This is a genomic window from Acidobacteriota bacterium (assembly GCA_033549365.1).
Lineage (GTDB): Bacteria > Acidobacteriota > Aminicenantia > Aminicenantales > Saccharicenantaceae > JAWSUF01.
In genome coordinates, this window is the sequence record JAWSUF010000001.1 from 114,779 (window position 1) to 129,206 (window position 14,428).

10 protein-coding genes are annotated in these 14,428 nt (G+C 58.5%); 2 read left to right on the forward strand and 8 right to left on the reverse strand.

Annotated elements, in window-relative coordinates; genetic code table 11:
• The first annotated feature begins 20 nt into the window (after positions 1–20).
• Positions 21–977 (forward strand): hypothetical protein, encoded by a 957-nt coding sequence (locus SCM96_00485; protein ID MDW7759099.1) that lies wholly within the window; start codon positions 21–23, stop codon positions 975–977.
• 30 nt (positions 978–1,007) lie between these two features.
• Here SCM96_00485 and SCM96_00490 read toward each other — a convergent pair whose 3' ends face one another.
• Both SCM96_00490 and SCM96_00495 read right to left on the reverse strand, forming a co-directional pair.
• Positions 1,008–2,708: a M14 family zinc carboxypeptidase gene (locus SCM96_00490; protein ID MDW7759100.1), complete on the reverse strand. Its 1,701-nt coding sequence runs from the start codon at positions 2,706–2,708 to the stop codon at positions 1,008–1,010.
• Positions 2,708–3,967, reverse strand: a complete 1,260-nt coding sequence (locus SCM96_00495) for a ChaN family lipoprotein (GenBank protein MDW7759101.1) — start codon at positions 3,965–3,967, stop codon at positions 2,708–2,710. Before SCM96_00495 ends, SCM96_00490 begins: the two co-directional genes overlap by 1 nt.
• A gap of 122 nt (positions 3,968–4,089) precedes the next feature.
• On the opposite strand from SCM96_00495, the gene SCM96_00500 reads away from it, so the two are divergent.
• Positions 4,090–5,418: a pyridoxal-phosphate dependent enzyme gene (locus SCM96_00500; GenBank protein MDW7759102.1), complete on the forward strand. Its 1,329-nt coding sequence runs from the start codon at positions 4,090–4,092 to the stop codon at positions 5,416–5,418.
• Between the two features lie 10 nt (positions 5,419–5,428).
• Here SCM96_00500 and SCM96_00505 read toward each other — a convergent pair whose 3' ends face one another.
• From SCM96_00505 to ileS, 6 genes are all read right to left on the reverse strand, one after another.
• Entirely contained in the window at positions 5,429–6,913 is a 1,485-nt protein-coding gene (locus SCM96_00505) for an MFS transporter (protein MDW7759103.1), read from the reverse strand.
• A 252-nt stretch (positions 6,914–7,165) separates the two neighbouring features.
• The gene (gene fusA / locus SCM96_00510) at positions 7,166–9,259 is read right to left on the reverse strand and encodes an elongation factor G (GenBank protein MDW7759104.1); all 2,094 of its coding nucleotides are present in this window, start codon (positions 9,257–9,259) and stop codon (positions 7,166–7,168) included.
• A gap of 100 nt (positions 9,260–9,359) precedes the next feature.
• On the reverse strand, positions 9,360–10,280 hold the full coding sequence (locus tag SCM96_00515; protein MDW7759105.1) for an RluA family pseudouridine synthase: 921 nt from the start codon (positions 10,278–10,280) through the stop codon (positions 9,360–9,362).
• Positions 10,273–11,073 (reverse strand): prolipoprotein diacylglyceryl transferase, encoded by an 801-nt coding sequence (gene lgt / locus SCM96_00520; GenBank protein ID MDW7759106.1) that lies wholly within the window; start codon positions 11,071–11,073, stop codon positions 10,273–10,275. The genes SCM96_00515 and lgt overlap by 8 nt, the downstream gene beginning before the upstream one ends.
• Positions 11,040–11,546, reverse strand: a complete 507-nt coding sequence (gene lspA / locus SCM96_00525; GenBank protein MDW7759107.1) for a signal peptidase II — start codon at positions 11,544–11,546, stop codon at positions 11,040–11,042. Before lspA ends, lgt begins: the two co-directional genes overlap by 34 nt.
• A complete protein-coding gene (ileS, locus tag SCM96_00530; protein ID MDW7759108.1) occupies positions 11,543–14,320 on the reverse strand; it encodes an isoleucine--tRNA ligase in 2,778 nt (925 codons plus the stop codon). The genes lspA and ileS overlap by 4 nt, the downstream gene beginning before the upstream one ends.
• Between the last annotated feature and the right edge of the window lie 108 nt (positions 14,321–14,428).

Genomic DNA, 14,428 nt, shown 5'->3' on the forward strand with positions numbered 1-14,428 from the left:
TCTTATTCAAAGAGGTTGAGATGAGAATCGCCGTCATTTTGCCGTGCCTGGTCTTCGGTTTTTTGGCTTCTGGCCCCCCGGCCCGCGGGGAAACCTCACCCGGAACCTTCGGCATTCCGCGTCCCCTAAAAGCGGCATCAGGGATGACCGAGGACATCACCCTGGAGGCTATTCTTGAAAAGAGTGCGGCCTATTGTGAAAGGGTCAAGAAAATCGCCCTTTTCTATGTCTGTCAGGTGCATTTGAATGCCGTTCAATATAAATACAAAACTCGGCAGGTTCAACCCACCGCGTGGGGCAGACCGGCGGGATCCGGGGGGGATGTGGGAACCGGAGGAGAGGTGCCGGACAAGCTTCCCGCCGGTACGTCGCAGATCAAGTTCGATCCGCGCGGCCGGGCCCGAAATCGTCACCTCTACGACTATCAGCTCATCAACAAGGATGGGGAGCTGGCCGAGCAGTGGACTTTGCTCCAAGAGAACGGCCGCAAAAAAAACCAGGACCTGCCGTCACCCAAGGATATCCGTTTCACCAGCCGCTATCTCGTCATGGGCCCGGTCGGCTTTCTGGCCAAATCCTGGCAGGATCGGTTCCGATACAAAATCGTGGGCCGGGAAATTCTGGACGATCATGAGGCCCTCATCATCCATTGCGAACCCCGGATCCGCGGAGGCGACAACGACAACACGGGCCGCATCTGGGTGGATGCCCGGGATGGGACCATTCTCCAGATCGAATGGGAGCCGAGTTCGATCCAGGGCTACAGAGACACCGCTCCGCCGGGATACAGCTATCGCGTGACATGGACGGTGACCTACGGCGTGGAGCAGAACGGCATCCGCTTTCCGAGCCGCCAGTTCATCCGGGAATTCCTTATCGACGGCAGGGAGATCACCATCCCCCTGGAAGAGACGGAATTCGACTACCGGGACTACAAGTTTTTCACGGTTGGAGTCGAGGTTAAATTCACTCCCTGATTCAGGACCTCCCGGCGTCGCTGGCGGTCTTCAATACCATTTTTTATAAGGCGCCAGAGCTAGACTCCGGGGCTCGACGACGCGGAAAATGGTGAAAACATCACCGGGCTTGGGGACCAGCCTGTATTTCCAATAGCGGATGAGTCCGAACTCCGACTGCGGCTCGAGAAGCAGGGGGATGAGGTTGGCCCCGTCCTGGGCGCAAGAGACATAGAAGTCGCCCCGGCGGACAAGCGTCTGCCGAGCCTTTTTTTCGACCTCGATCTTCTCCGGAGCCAGGTAATCGGCCTCAGACGGGATCACGGCCACAGCCCTGTAATATTCGACATCGACTTCGGCGTCCTTTGTGAACATGCCGATTTCGATCCGGCGGGCGAGAAGGGCTTCGGCGATATCGGACCGTTCGGAGGGAATGATATAGCCGAGCGGCCGAGGGACGGAAAGCTGCGACTCGACACGGGGAAACCAGTTCTTGACGACTTCGGTCGTGATTTTGAGGTCCGGCGGCAAGGGATAGGGGGCGACGTCGGCGGCTGTCAGGGCCTCCCCCGCCTTCTTGTCTGTTTTGAGGATGCCGCGAACAGGCGATTCCGCTCTTTCGAAAGCCTGGATGACGAGTTCAGGCTGAGCCGGATCGCGGGCATAGGCGATTTGCAGATGGACGAGATCGTCCTTATCGAATGTCCGGGCTTTATCCACAAGATTCGTTCGGGCCTCCCGGATCATTTTCAGGATTTTCGGGCCATGAGCGGCCGTCGCATCGACGAATGACCGGATCCCGTAGTACTGCCAATCCGTCCGGGCCTCGAGCGTTTCGAGGTCGTGGCGCGATGCGCCCTCCTGGATGAAGGACAGCGTTTCATAGATCCCCAGGCTGTTCCTTCCGTCGTTGATGTCGGCCGTCGAAAACCGTTTCATCATCTCCCGGGGTCGGGCCTCTTCCCGGCCGTAGACGGCGCCCGCAGATGTATCCCGCCCGATCTCCGAGGTCACGAGATATTCATGGAAGGGGATGTTTTTCCGCTTCAAGACGGCCTCGACCTCGGCCAGGATGACACGCCGCGAAAAAGTTTCGATCTCCGGATGGATGTTGATGTTCGAGACGCAGCCGATCGAGACACGATAATAGTCGTCGCCTTTTTCATGGATGTCCATCGTCACTTCCGGCATCCAGGTCCGGAAAACGCGGTGGATGGTCCTGACGCCCAGCGATTCGAGCTTGATGTGGTCGCGGTTCATGTCCAGCCCGTCCTCGTTCACGCGCCTGTCGAGGCGGTTGCCGTGAGGGTTGACCTGAGGAAGAACGAGAAGATTGACTTTCGCAAGAAACGGCCGGAGTTCACCCGTCGCGACATCCCGGATGAACCTGAGAACGGCTTCCTTGGCGGACTGCTCGTTGCCGTGCTGCGCGGCGATGAGAAGGACGGTCAAGCGGGTCCTGTCGATTTTTTCCGGTGTTGCCGCGCCGTTTTCCGTCAAAATGCAGAGCGGGATATCCTCACCCTCATATCCGCGAACATCCCGCGTCCGGCCGGCATAGACGACTTTGAGAGCGGGAGACGCGTCGGCCAGAAGGCTCAGGAAACTGGCGACATCCTCGCTCTGGCTGTAGCGCGTATAGCGCGCCTCTTCGGCCGGCGTCGGGAGGGTTTGCGGCGACGGTGCGGCATTTGAGAGCCCGCCTGAAATCAGCAATACAAGAGCAACCCCAATAAACTTGTTCCTTGACATCACTCCTCCTCCTTTTCGACAGGCATTTCAAAATGCAGTGTCACATTTTCCACCCGGGCATTCCGGAGAACGCGGAAATGCGCCTCCTCACCCCAGTCGAAACGGGCCAGGTAGATCCGCAACTCGTTGATGTCGTTGAAAGTCAGTCCGTCGGCGTCGAGGATGACATCGCCCTTCACAAAAGCCGCGCCCCGGGCGACTCCCGAGGACGGTTGGGGATCGACGACCAAGTTGTCGAGGCCGTCGATTTTCCGAAGGGTCAAACCCACATCGGGATACGCCGGTCTTTTCTCGGCGGCGATTCCCCAGATGAAATCGGCCAGTCCCCGGGCGACCCGCACAGACGGCTGTCCATCCGGCACGGGGACACACACCACCGTTAAGAAGGGTTGTCCTGTTTTTTCGAAAGCTCTTCGATTGAGGCCGAGATTGTAGAGGAGATGGCCCGACCCGGCCAGAACGACCATTCTCCGGCCGTCCTTTTCCGCGGCCCGGACGGCGGCGGTGGCCATGACCTCATCCCAGGCCGCCTGGGACCGGTAGAGGCCCTCGAACACCATGTCCAGTCCCCCGCCCTTCATTTGCGGCGGCAGATCCAGGGACTCGAAGATCGCCCGGACGAGAGTTCTGTGATCTTCGTTCGAAAGATCGGGTTCCGGAACAAGGGCTTTTTCTTCATCTTCGAGGGAGGCCCAGCCTTTCATCCGGATCCGGCTGATGATTTCCCGGGGCGTGTTGATCCCGTGGACGGGAATCCCCTTCTCCAGGGCGAATGCGAAGATATCCCGGTAGTAACCGAAATTGAAGTTCCAGGTCTCGTACCAGCGGACGGCCCGTACAAACTCCTCCAGGTCGAATTCGCCCGCGTTGAAACGGTCGAGAACTGGCTGAAGCGTGGATGGGAACATTTCCAGTCCCAAGGCGATATGAGGATCCTGAGCATAAAGCCCCTGAAGAACACGGAGCTGGACTTCGTGCATGGGCAGGCTGTTATGCGTTTCGCCGACGTGGACGAACCGGCTGTCCGCCATGTCCCGGATCATGCTATCGAAATCCACGGCTCCCCCGGCCTTCGCCGAGATGATCTCTCCTGGGGCTGCGGAGACGAACTGTCCTCGAAACATGGGATCGCCCAACTCCAGCGTCAGAATCGGGTCTTCTCCCGGCTTCCCGGGATCTTGCTGTCCAGCGGGCACAGCATCCGAGAAAACCGGGATGATGACGAAGATGATGAAAGCAACAACGGCGATACGGTTCATGGCCACCTCCAAATGAGCATGCCGCCATGATATCCACCCTTTTCTCCGCCTGTCAACACGCTGAGGAGTTCGACGGATCTTTATTTTTTCTTTTCACCGAAAAATGATAGACTACGAGGCCAATGAAATCCGCGAAATTCCATCTTCAATGCCTTTTCTGTCAAGCCCGAACGGACTCCTTCCAGGCCTGGTTTCGCCACGGCCAGCAATGCCCGAAATGCGGCGGCGGGCAGGCCGACGTGATCTATCCCCGGAACGGAAGAACTCTCCAAAAGATTCTTCACAATCACACGGTGGCCATGCCCGGACTGTGGCGCTACATCGATGTGCTTCCGATCAACGACAAGCGGAATATCGTCTCCGCGGGCGAAGGCGTCGTGCCCATCGACCGGTGGCGGTTTTTTGAAAGAACGGCCAAGGAGGTTTTCGGAATCCGCTGTCGTGTCTACGCCCACCGCCACGACAACAACTATGCCACCGGAACATTCAAGGACCTGGCCGGTTCGGTCGTCGCCAGTGTTCTCAAGGAATCCGGCATTCCCGACTATGTCGTCGCCTCGACCGGCAATGTGGGCGTCGCCTATGCTCGCTACCTGGCCGGGGCCGGCACGACCCTCTATGCGTTCATTCCCAGAAATTCATCGGTCACCCAGGAAGCCGAGATATCCTGTTTCGGGCAAAAGGCTTTCCGCGTCGACGGCGATTACCAGAAAGCCAAGGAGTTCGCCGCATCGTTCGCCGCCGAGCACGGGATGGTCCTCGCCGCCGGAAATTTCGACCCGATGAGAATTGAGGCCAAGAAGACCATGGCCTACGAATGGCTGCGCCTGATGCCGGAATTCCCGACGGTCTACATCCAGGCCCTGAGCGGAGGCACGGGACCCCTGGCCGTCGCCAAGGCGTTCAGAGAGTTTGACGCGGCCGGCCTGAGTTTGACCCTTCCCCGGTTCCTTCTCGTCCAGAGCGACAAATGTCCGCCCATGGCCGAAGCCTGGAAAAAGGCCAAAGCCCAAGGATTTCCTGAAGGCTGGGAACGAAACTATCCGATTTACCACAATCCCCGGACGTCCATTCCCACCCTGGCCACGGGCTACCCCAAGACCTATCCCGTGCTCGCCCCGCTTGTCCGCCGGAGCGGCGGAGAGATCCTGGCGTTTTCCGAAAAGGGCGCCCTTGCCGTCACTCGGCTGACGGCTTTCGAATCGGCCGTCCGCATGGGGCCGGCCGCCGCCGTCGCCGTCGGCGGCTTTCTCAAGACCCTGGCCTCCGGACTCATCCGAAACGGAGACGTCGTCCTCCTGAATATCGGCGAAGGCATCCGCCGGGCTCCCGAGTTCATGAAAAGACTGGTTGCCGCCTCGTCCCCCGTCGCCTCGCTTGATGCCTGCCCGCTGATGGACCGCAAGGCTTACGAAAAGGAACTCTGGGAAAACGTCTCCCGGTTCCTGTAAATCCGCTCTCCTATTCGCGTGGGCGACGGTTGATCAGAAATCCTCCGATTCCCAAAGCCACAAAAATCAGGGCCTGGACAAAGACGCGGTACTTGACCACGGGACCTGAGACCGCCAGGAAAATATATCCGCCGCCCAGAACGACGATAAACATATAGACCCAGACCATGATCGACCGGGCCTTCAGCCGGGTTTCGGGAGTGTTTTCCGTAAAGCGTCTTGCAAAAAGATACAGGGCAAGAATGGCGAACATGTCGAGGATGGCGAAGAGTCCCCAAAAAAGAGTCGCCCGGCCGGCGGCCTGGGGTGTCCCGACAACAGGCGCCAGCATCCGGTCATAAAGCATGGCACCGATCGAAGACCCCAACAGAGATCCCACCACGCCATAGAGAAAGGCGTAACCCATGTAAACCGCCTTGCGGTCCTGGGGGGCGACCAGGCCGATAAACGAATAGTACTTGGGATGGGCGGTCATCTCTCCGATGGAAAAGACCGCGATTCCAAGAATGTAGATCCAGGCGCTTTTTGATAGGGCGAGAAGGATGAAGCCGGCGCCGCCGAGCATCATCCCGACCATCATGGTCGGCAGAGCTTTCCGGGCGGCAACGATGCGGCTGACAACGACCTGGAGAAGGATAATGGTTCCGGCGTTGATCGCCGTGACATGTTCGATATCGAATGTGAATGTCCATTTCAGACCGATCGCGATCAGCAGTGAGTTGCCGGCGGCGCTGACCGGTTCCCGGTCAATGAAATCCCGAAGATACCAGAGAACCGATCCAAAGGTCTGGAAATAGAGGATCCAGAAAACCGAGTAAACCATGACCATGAGCATGAACCGGGCATCGCCGAGGACTTCGGCCGCTCCCTTGAGGGTTTCCGAGAGAGACTTGGTACTCTTGGGACGCGGCGGCTCACGATAGAAAAAGGCCGTGGGAACAAGCATGGCGCCCGTGTAGAGCGCCGAGGCGATGAAAACGTATTTCCAGGCAAAGCCCTTGAGAACACTGACTACCAGCGGAGACAGGAACGCGCCGAGGTTGATCATCCAGTAATAGATGCCGAACCCGAAAGCCGACGTCTTTTCATCCGTCGTTCGGGCCACCGTGCCGGAGATAATGGGCTTGAAAAGACCCGCCCCCGTGGCCATGACGAGCAAAGCCAGGAAAACCAGTCCGTAGGTGGACATATGGCCGGCCGCAAAATACCCGGCCGAAAGCAGCGACAAGGCCACCATCAGCACACGGCGATAACCGTAGCGGTCGGCCAGGGCACCGCCCAGAATGGGAAGGATATACGTCATGGCATAGACGACGCTCTGAAGAAGACCGATCGCCTCACGGGTGAATCCCAATCCGCCGCTCTGAACACTGTCGGCGAGATAGACGGCGAGAACGGAGTTCATTCCATAATAGGCCCCGCGTTCGAACAACTCAAGGACATTGGCCACCCAGAACGTTCTAGGAAAATCCTTGAAAACATTGACTTTGCCCATTCAAGAGTCTCCTTCCCCAGAGAGGAATTTCGTCTTAGAGCGGGTATATACACGATTTCCGGGTGCACTGCAAGCGGATGATTTCGGCGCGGTTCAGCAACACCGATCTATTTGTATAATTTCAGTGGATCGCCTGAAAACTCCTGCGATATTGGGATCGTCGTGGAGGCTTCGCTCATCGGATAGGCCATCACGGCCCCCGAACGCCTCGGGTTGCCCTATCGGAGCATGGCCGGGATTCCCAGGGGAATTCTATTCCTCCTCAGGACGGATGCGGCCTTCCTTGACGGCGTCGGCGATGATTTTCTGCTGAATGTGGGCCGGGGCTTCTTCATAACTGGAGAATTCCATCAGGAACGACCCGCGGCCTCCGGTAATCGAGGTCAGGGTGGGTTCAAAGTCCAGCATTTCGGACATGGGAACCTGAGCCTTCAGGATACGCATGGTGCCTTTCTGTTCCATTCCCGACACCCGGCCGCGACGGCCGTTGAGGTTGCCCATGATATCGCCCATGTAGGCTTCCGGAGTGTAAACCTCAACCGACATGATCGGCTCGAGGATGGTCGGCCGGGCGTCCTTCATGGCCAGCTTGAAAGCCTTGGATGCGGCGATTTTGAAGGCGATGTCGGAAGAGTCGACATCGTGGTAGGATCCATCATAGAGAATGACCTTGAAATCGACCGCCGGATAACCGGCCAGAACGCCCTTCTTCCGGGCCTCCAGAACCCCCTTTTCGACCGAAGGGATGAAATTCTTGGGAATGGCGCCTCCGAAAATCTTGTCTTCGAATTCGAAGTCCTTGCCCCGCGGCAACGGTTCCATCTTGATCCAGACGTCGCCGAACTGGCCCCGGCCGCCCGTCTGTTTCTTGTGGCGACCCTGGACATCGGCCCGCCCTTTGATGGTTTCCTTGTAGGAAATTTTGGGCGGCTTGAGATCGACATCGACGTTGTAACGTTTCTTGAGTTTGTCGGTGATGATCCGGACGTGGAGTTCGCCGTTTCCCGAGATCAGGAGCTGGGCCGTATCCGGATCGCGCTCGATCCGCACCGTCGGGTCTTCCTCCGTGATGCGGTGGGTGGCCTGGGAGATGCGGTCCTCGTCCGCCCGAGTCTTGGGTTCGATGGCGAAAGAGATGGACGGTTCGGGAAACGTGATGGCCGGAAGAACGACGCCGGATCCCTTGGCGGCCAGAGTTTCACCGGTGGCCGTCGCCTTGAGTTTGGCCGTGGCGATGATGTCCCCCGCTTTGGCCTGGGCGACCGGCGTCTGATCCTTGCCCTGGAGAAAAAAGAACCCGCCTAGTTTTTCATCGACGTCCTTCGAGCTATTGGAGATCAGAGCGTCACCTGCTGTCTTCCCGGAAAAAACGCGCATCAGGGTGATGCGCCCCGTATAGGGGTCGGAAATGGTCTTGAAGACAAGCGCCGCGAAGGGTTGGTCGACCGAAGGAGCCAGGCTCTTGTCCTCATTTTTGATCCGAACCGGGATATCTCCTCTTTCCACGGGAGAAGGAAGGAACCGGACGATTCCGTCGAGAAGCGGTTGGATACCGATATTGGCCGTGGCCGAGGCGGCGAAGACGGGAAACAGCTGGCGGCGGAGAACACCCGTCCGAAGCCCCGAAAGAAGCTCCTCGGAGGAAAGCTCCCCTTTTTCAAAATAGGTTTCCATGAGCGTCTCGTCGCTTTCGGCCACCATTTCGACGAGCTCCTTGCGCCGGCGTTCCGCGGCCTCGCGGAGTGCATCGGGAATATCCTGTTCCTGGAATTTCCCGTTTTCGTCACGCTCGAAAAGGAACGCTTTCCCTGAAATGAGATCGACGACGCCTCGAAAATCTTTTTCTTCCCCGATGGGCAACTGGACCGGCACGGCTTCACGGCCGAAAAACTGCTGGACGGACTCGAGGGTCCTCTCGAAACCGGCATTCTCCCGATCGAGTTTGTTGATGACCAGGATACGCGGCAGATCGAGTTCCGCGACCATGTCCCAGACCTTTTCCGTGCCGACTTCGACCCCGGCGACTCCGCAGACCAAAACCGCGGCGGCATCGACGGCGCGGAGGGCCGTCCGGGCGTCCCAGAGGAAATTGCTGTATCCGGGGGTATCCACGACATTGATCCTGAGGTCGTTCCATTCGATCCCGCAAAGAGCACTGCTGATGGAGATCTTGCGGTCGATTTCCTCGGGCTCGAAGTCGGTGAGCGTGTTTCCCTTGTCGACCTTGGTCAACCTGTTGGTGACGCCGGTATCGAAGAGAAAGGCCGCCGCCAGCGACGTTTTCCCCGACGATCCGTGCCCGATAAGGGCCAGGTTCCTGATCTTGTCCGTCACGGTCTCATTCATCTCTGCGCCTCCTGATGCGGAAAATGTGTTTTCGTCCTCCAGGACCGTCGTTCTTGGAGAGGAGGAAAGAGGTATATCATAATAAAAAACGGCTCCGGGCTCAAGACAAATGGCGTTCTTCCCTCAGGATTTGTTCCAGATCGGCGGGGAGTTCCGAGATGAAGGTCATGGTCTCTCCCGAGCCGGGATGGACGAACGACAGCCTGTGGGCATGGAGAAAAAGCCGATGGCGCCGCCCCGGTGCTTTGCGTCGTCCGTAATGAACGTCACCTGCGATAGGATGGCCGATGGAAGACATATGAACGCGGATCTGGTGGGTCCGGCCCGTGACCGGAGCGATCTCGAGAAGGCTTGTCTCCTGAAACTCCTCGAGAACGACAAAGCGCGTCTCGGCGGACCGGGGCTTTCGGGTTTTCACGGACATGCGCTTCCCGTCCTTCCAGTGCCGTCCGAGAGGCCGATCGATGACACCGCCGCACTCCGGCATGCGGCCCATGACGAGCGCCAGGTAAATCTTGTGAACCTGACGATTTCTAAACTGGGCCTGAAGAGACAGATACGCCTCCCGGGTTCGGGCGACGACCAGCAGACCCGAGGTCTCCTTATCGAGGCGGTGGACGATGCCCGGCCGGTCCGGATCCCCCACTCCGGCCAGCTCGGGATACCTGTTGAGAAGTCCGTTGGCCAGAGTCCCATCCTTGACGCCCGCTCCCGGGTGGACGACCAGACCGGAAGGTTTTTCGACAACAAGGATCCAATCGTCGGAGTGACTGATCCCGAAATCGACATCCTGCGGACAAAGGCCGCTTTCCGGTTCATCGCACCAGAACAGGGACACTCTGTCCCCGGACCGGACCCGCCGGGCCGGGCGAACGGGCCGATCATTCACCCGAACCCGTCCGGCTGCGGCCATCTCGTGGATTTGGGATCGGGATAATTCCGGAAGCTTTCCGGCCAGAAAAACATCGACCCGGGCCGGGATGTCCGGCCCGGCCTCGACCCGAAACTCCTTCTCAGGCATCCACCCTGTTTTTTTTCAGGAAAAGAGACAGGATCAGCCCCCCGGCCAAACCGACGATCGAGAACACCTGGGAGTAAGACAGGCTCGTCAACGCCGACGCACCATGAATGAGGTAGGCCTTGTCCGGATGGTCGCCGCGGAAAAACTCGGTGACAAAACGGATGATGGAATAATTGATGATATAGAGAACGAAGACCTGGCCGTGGTAGGTTTTTCGTTTCAACGCCCAGAACAAGATGCCGAAATTCAGAAAATTCAGGGCCGCCTCGTAGAGTTGCACCGGGTGCAGGGGAATGTTGAGGGGAATTCCCGTCAATTGATGGCCGTAGGCGTTGTTGAAAACCGTTCCCCAGGGAAGAGCGCATTCGGTTCCGTAACAGCACCCCGCGCTGAAGCATCCGATCCGGCCGAAACCGTGACCGAGGGCCAGCGCCGGTCCGATGATATCCGCCGTTCGCCAGGTGGGGATTTTCTTTTTGTAAAAATACCAGAGAGCGAAGACCACGCCGAAGGTGAGGCCTCCCTGAAAAACGCCGCCGGACCGGGCCAGACTGAAGAGTTCGCGGGGATTCTCGAGATAAAACGACAGGCTGCCGAAGAACAGAATGAGCTTGGCGCCGATCAGAGAAACGATGATCGTGTAAAAAGCGGCATCCATGATTCTGGGAGCGTCGAGGCCCTGTTTGCGGGCTTGAACATAGAGAAACCACAATCCCAGTCCGACGCCGACGGCCAGCAGAAGGCCGTAGGTGTGGACGGTCAGCGGTCCGATGCGGACGAGGATGGGGAACATTCGGGTCTCCTCCTGAGATAAATCCAAACGAGAAGCAGGGCGCCCACCGTGATGCAGGAATCGGCGACATTGAAAAACGGCCAGTGGCGGCCCCGGATATGAAAGTCCAGAAAATCGATGACATATCCCCGGAACCATCTGTCGATCTGATTTCCCAACGCCCCGGCCGCAATCAGGGACAAACTGATCCGTGTTCCTTTTTCGGACGGCGGCGTTTTAAGAAAATAGACGACGACGAAAATCAGGGCCGCAATCGAAGCCGCCTTGAGCAGAAGAAAGACCAGGGGATTGTCCGAGCGGCCCAGAAATCCGAAAATCGCGCCCTTGTTGTGAATACGCGAAATATTGAAAAATCCCGGGATGACGGTGATCGAATCATAAAGAGCGACCGTTCGATCGACGATGTGTTTGGTGATCTGGTCCGCAGCCAGACAGACGGCGGCCAGGGCTAGATAAGGCCAGGTATCCTTCATGGGGCACAACTTCCGACGGCATCCGCACAGCGGGGGCACAGGGTCGGGGCGGCTTCCCGCAGGCCGACATGCGGGGAGTAATTCCAGCACCGTTCACATTTTGCCCCGGGGGCACGCTCGATGCGAACGGAAAATTCCCCGTTCTCCCCAGGTTCGACGGCGACATCCGAAACGATGAACATCTCCCTCAGCAGGCCGGCCCGCCTGTCGAGCAGCCCGGCCCGGGTGCCGGAAACCTTGAGAACCGCCCGGGCCTCGAGCGAATTTCCGATGTCTTTGGCCTCGCGGGCCTTTTCGATTTCCTTGAGGACGATCTCACGGATATCGAACAGTTCGCCGGCATCCCGGCCCTCCTCTTCGGACAGCCAGGTTCGCTGTTCTTTCGGAAACTCGCCGAGATGAACGGACGGCGCCTTGTCCGCGGACGCGGGGACGGCCTCCCAGGCTTCATCGGCCGTAAAGGGCAGGATGGGAGCCATGAGAATCAAGCTGTCCCTGAGGATCCGGAACATGGCCGTTTGAGCCGAGCGCCGGATGGGGTCGTCGGCGGCCGAACAATAAGATCTGTCTTTGACGACATCGAGATAGAGGGCGCTCAAATCGACGGTGAAGAACTGGAAAAGGGTATGGAAAACGATATGGAATTCGAAGTCCCGGTAAGCCGCCAGGACCTTTTTTTTCACGTCTTCCGCTTTCTGGAGAATCCAGCGGTCGAGAAACTGAAGGTTTTCGCCCGGAACGGCATCGCGGTCCGGATCGAAATCGAACAGGTTGCCGAGAAGAAACCGCCAGGTATTGCGAATCTTGCGATAGGCGTCGACAAGCCGCTGCTCCGTTTCTTTTCCGAAACGCGCGTCTTCCCGGTAATTCAGCATGGCCGCCCAAAGCCTCAGGATCTCCGCCCCGCTTCTCTGGATAATGGCGTTCGGCTCGATGACATTGCCGAGGGATTTGGACATCGCCCGGCCCTGTTCGTCGAGAACGAACCCGTGGGTGATGCAGGTTTTGAAGGGGGACGCGCCGTCGGCGCCCGTGCCGATGAACAGTGAACTGTTGAACCAGCCGCGATATTGGTCATGACCCTCGATATAGACATCGGCCGGCCAGCGGTGAAGGGGCCGGTCCTTAAGGATGGCGTGGCTGGCTCCCGATTCGAACCAGACGTCGAGAATATCGAAGGTCCTGGCAAAATCCCGGCCGCCGCATCCGCCGCAGGCCGTGTCCGGAGGCAGAAAATCGCTTTCGTTCCGGGTGTACCAGGCGTTCGAACCTTCAGCCGCAAAAACATCCGCCGTCCGGCGGACGACATCGGCGCTGACGAGCGGAGTGCCGCACTCCCGGCAACGGAAGGCCGGAATCGGAACGCCCCAGGATCTCTGGCGGGAAATGCACCAGTCGGGACGGTTGGCGACCATGCCGGAAATGCGCTCTTCCCCCCAGGAAGGAATCCAGCGGACGCGGCCGATCTGTTCCAGAGCGCGGTCTCTCAACCCCTGATTTTCCATGGAAATAAACCATTGTTCCGTGGCCCGGAAAATGACCGGCTTTTTGCAGCGCCAGCAGTGGGGATAACTGTGGGTGACGGCAGCTTCCCTCAGAAGGGTTCCGTCCCGAGCCATATCCGCCGTGATCAAAGGATTGGCCTCGAAGACGCTCAGACCTGCATATCGGGGAACTTCGGCGATAAAACGGCCGTCATCGTCGACGGGGGTGTAGATATCGAATCCGTAAGCCAGACCCGTCAGATAGTCGTCATGACCATGTCCGGGCGCCGTGTGCACACATCCCGTTCCATCCTCGAGGGTGACGTATTCGGCCAGAACCAGGCGGGAGGTGCGGTCGATGAAGGGGTGGCGGGTTTCCAGATTTTCCAGTTCGCGGCCGGTCAACACCGCCAGGATCTCGGGCTCGCCCCAGCCCAGTTCGGCGGCAACCGCCGGAAGAAGTTTCCGGGCCAGGAGGACGACTTCCTCACCGATTTCGACGGCCGCATATTCCGCTTCGGGATGGAGCGCGATGGCCAGGTTGCCCGGCAGCGTCCAGGGCGTCGTCGTCCAGATGAGAACCGAGACCCGCTTTCCCGCCAGAGCAGGCGCCTTTTCCGTCAAGTCGGAGGACAGAGGAAACTTGACATAGATCGACGGCGACGTTTTGTCGCGGTATTCGATCTCGGCTTCGGCCAAGGCCGTGCGGCAACTCATGCACCAGTGGACGGGGCGCTTCCCGAGGTAGACTTCACCCGATTCAAAAAAGGCGGCCAAGGCCCTGAGGACCCCGGCTTCATAGGACGGATCCATGGTCAGGTAGGGATTGTCCCAGTCCCCCATGACGCCCAGACGCTTGAATTCCTCCCTCTGAATGTCGATGAACTTCAGGGCATAGGCGCGGCATTCGCCGCGGATGTCCGTGACGCTCATGGTTTTCTTCTTCGGACCGAGCTGCTTGTCGACATGGATTTCTATGGGAAGCCCGTGGCAATCCCAACCGGGCACATAGGGCGCCAGGAACCCCTCCATGGAACGCGAACGGACAATGAAATCTTTCAGGATCTTGTTCAGGGCCGTCCCCAAATGGATATGGCCGTTGGCATAAGGCGGACCGTCGTGGAGAATAAAAAGCGGACGGCCCTCGCGGGCGGCGACAATTTTCTTGTAAAGACCGGCCTCTTCCCACTTGCGGATCATGGCAGGTTCCTTCTGGGCCAGCGAAGCCTTCATGGCGAAGGGGGTCTGCGGCAGGTTGAGCGTCGCCTTCATTGCGGTCTTCTCGGACATCGGTTTCTCCGGACTATAAATTATCCCGGTATTATAGACCAGGTTCCCCATTTACACCAAACGACAAGGATCCTCAATCCCAATTCCCGATCAGGCTTCCATGAGTTA

Excerpts from the sequence above, each read along its gene's own strand:
- SCM96_00495 (MDW7759101.1), bottom strand. The coding sequence starts at position 3,967 with ATGAACCGTATCGCCGTTGTTGCTTTCATCATCTTCGTCATCATCCCG.
- SCM96_00515 (MDW7759105.1), bottom strand. The coding sequence starts at position 10,280 with ATGCCTGAGAAGGAGTTTCGGGTCGAGGCCGGGCCGGACATCCCGGCC.
- SCM96_00485 (MDW7759099.1), top strand. The coding sequence starts at position 21 with ATGAGAATCGCCGTCATTTTGCCGTGCCTGGTCTTCGGTTTTTTGGCT.
- SCM96_00490 (MDW7759100.1), bottom strand. The coding sequence starts at position 2,708 with ATGTCAAGGAACAAGTTTATTGGGGTTGCTCTTGTATTGCTGATTTCA.
- lspA (MDW7759107.1), bottom strand. The coding sequence starts at position 11,546 with ATGAAGGATACCTGGCCTTATCTAGCCCTGGCCGCCGTCTGTCTGGCT.
- SCM96_00500 (MDW7759102.1), top strand. The coding sequence starts at position 4,090 with ATGAAATCCGCGAAATTCCATCTTCAATGCCTTTTCTGTCAAGCCCGA.
- lgt (MDW7759106.1), bottom strand. The coding sequence starts at position 11,073 with ATGTTCCCCATCCTCGTCCGCATCGGACCGCTGACCGTCCACACCTAC.
- ileS (MDW7759108.1), bottom strand. The coding sequence starts at position 14,320 with ATGTCCGAGAAGACCGCAATGAAGGCGACGCTCAACCTGCCGCAGACC.
- fusA (MDW7759104.1), bottom strand. The coding sequence starts at position 9,259 with ATGAATGAGACCGTGACGGACAAGATCAGGAACCTGGCCCTTATCGGG.
- SCM96_00505 (MDW7759103.1), bottom strand. The coding sequence starts at position 6,913 with ATGGGCAAAGTCAATGTTTTCAAGGATTTTCCTAGAACGTTCTGGGTG.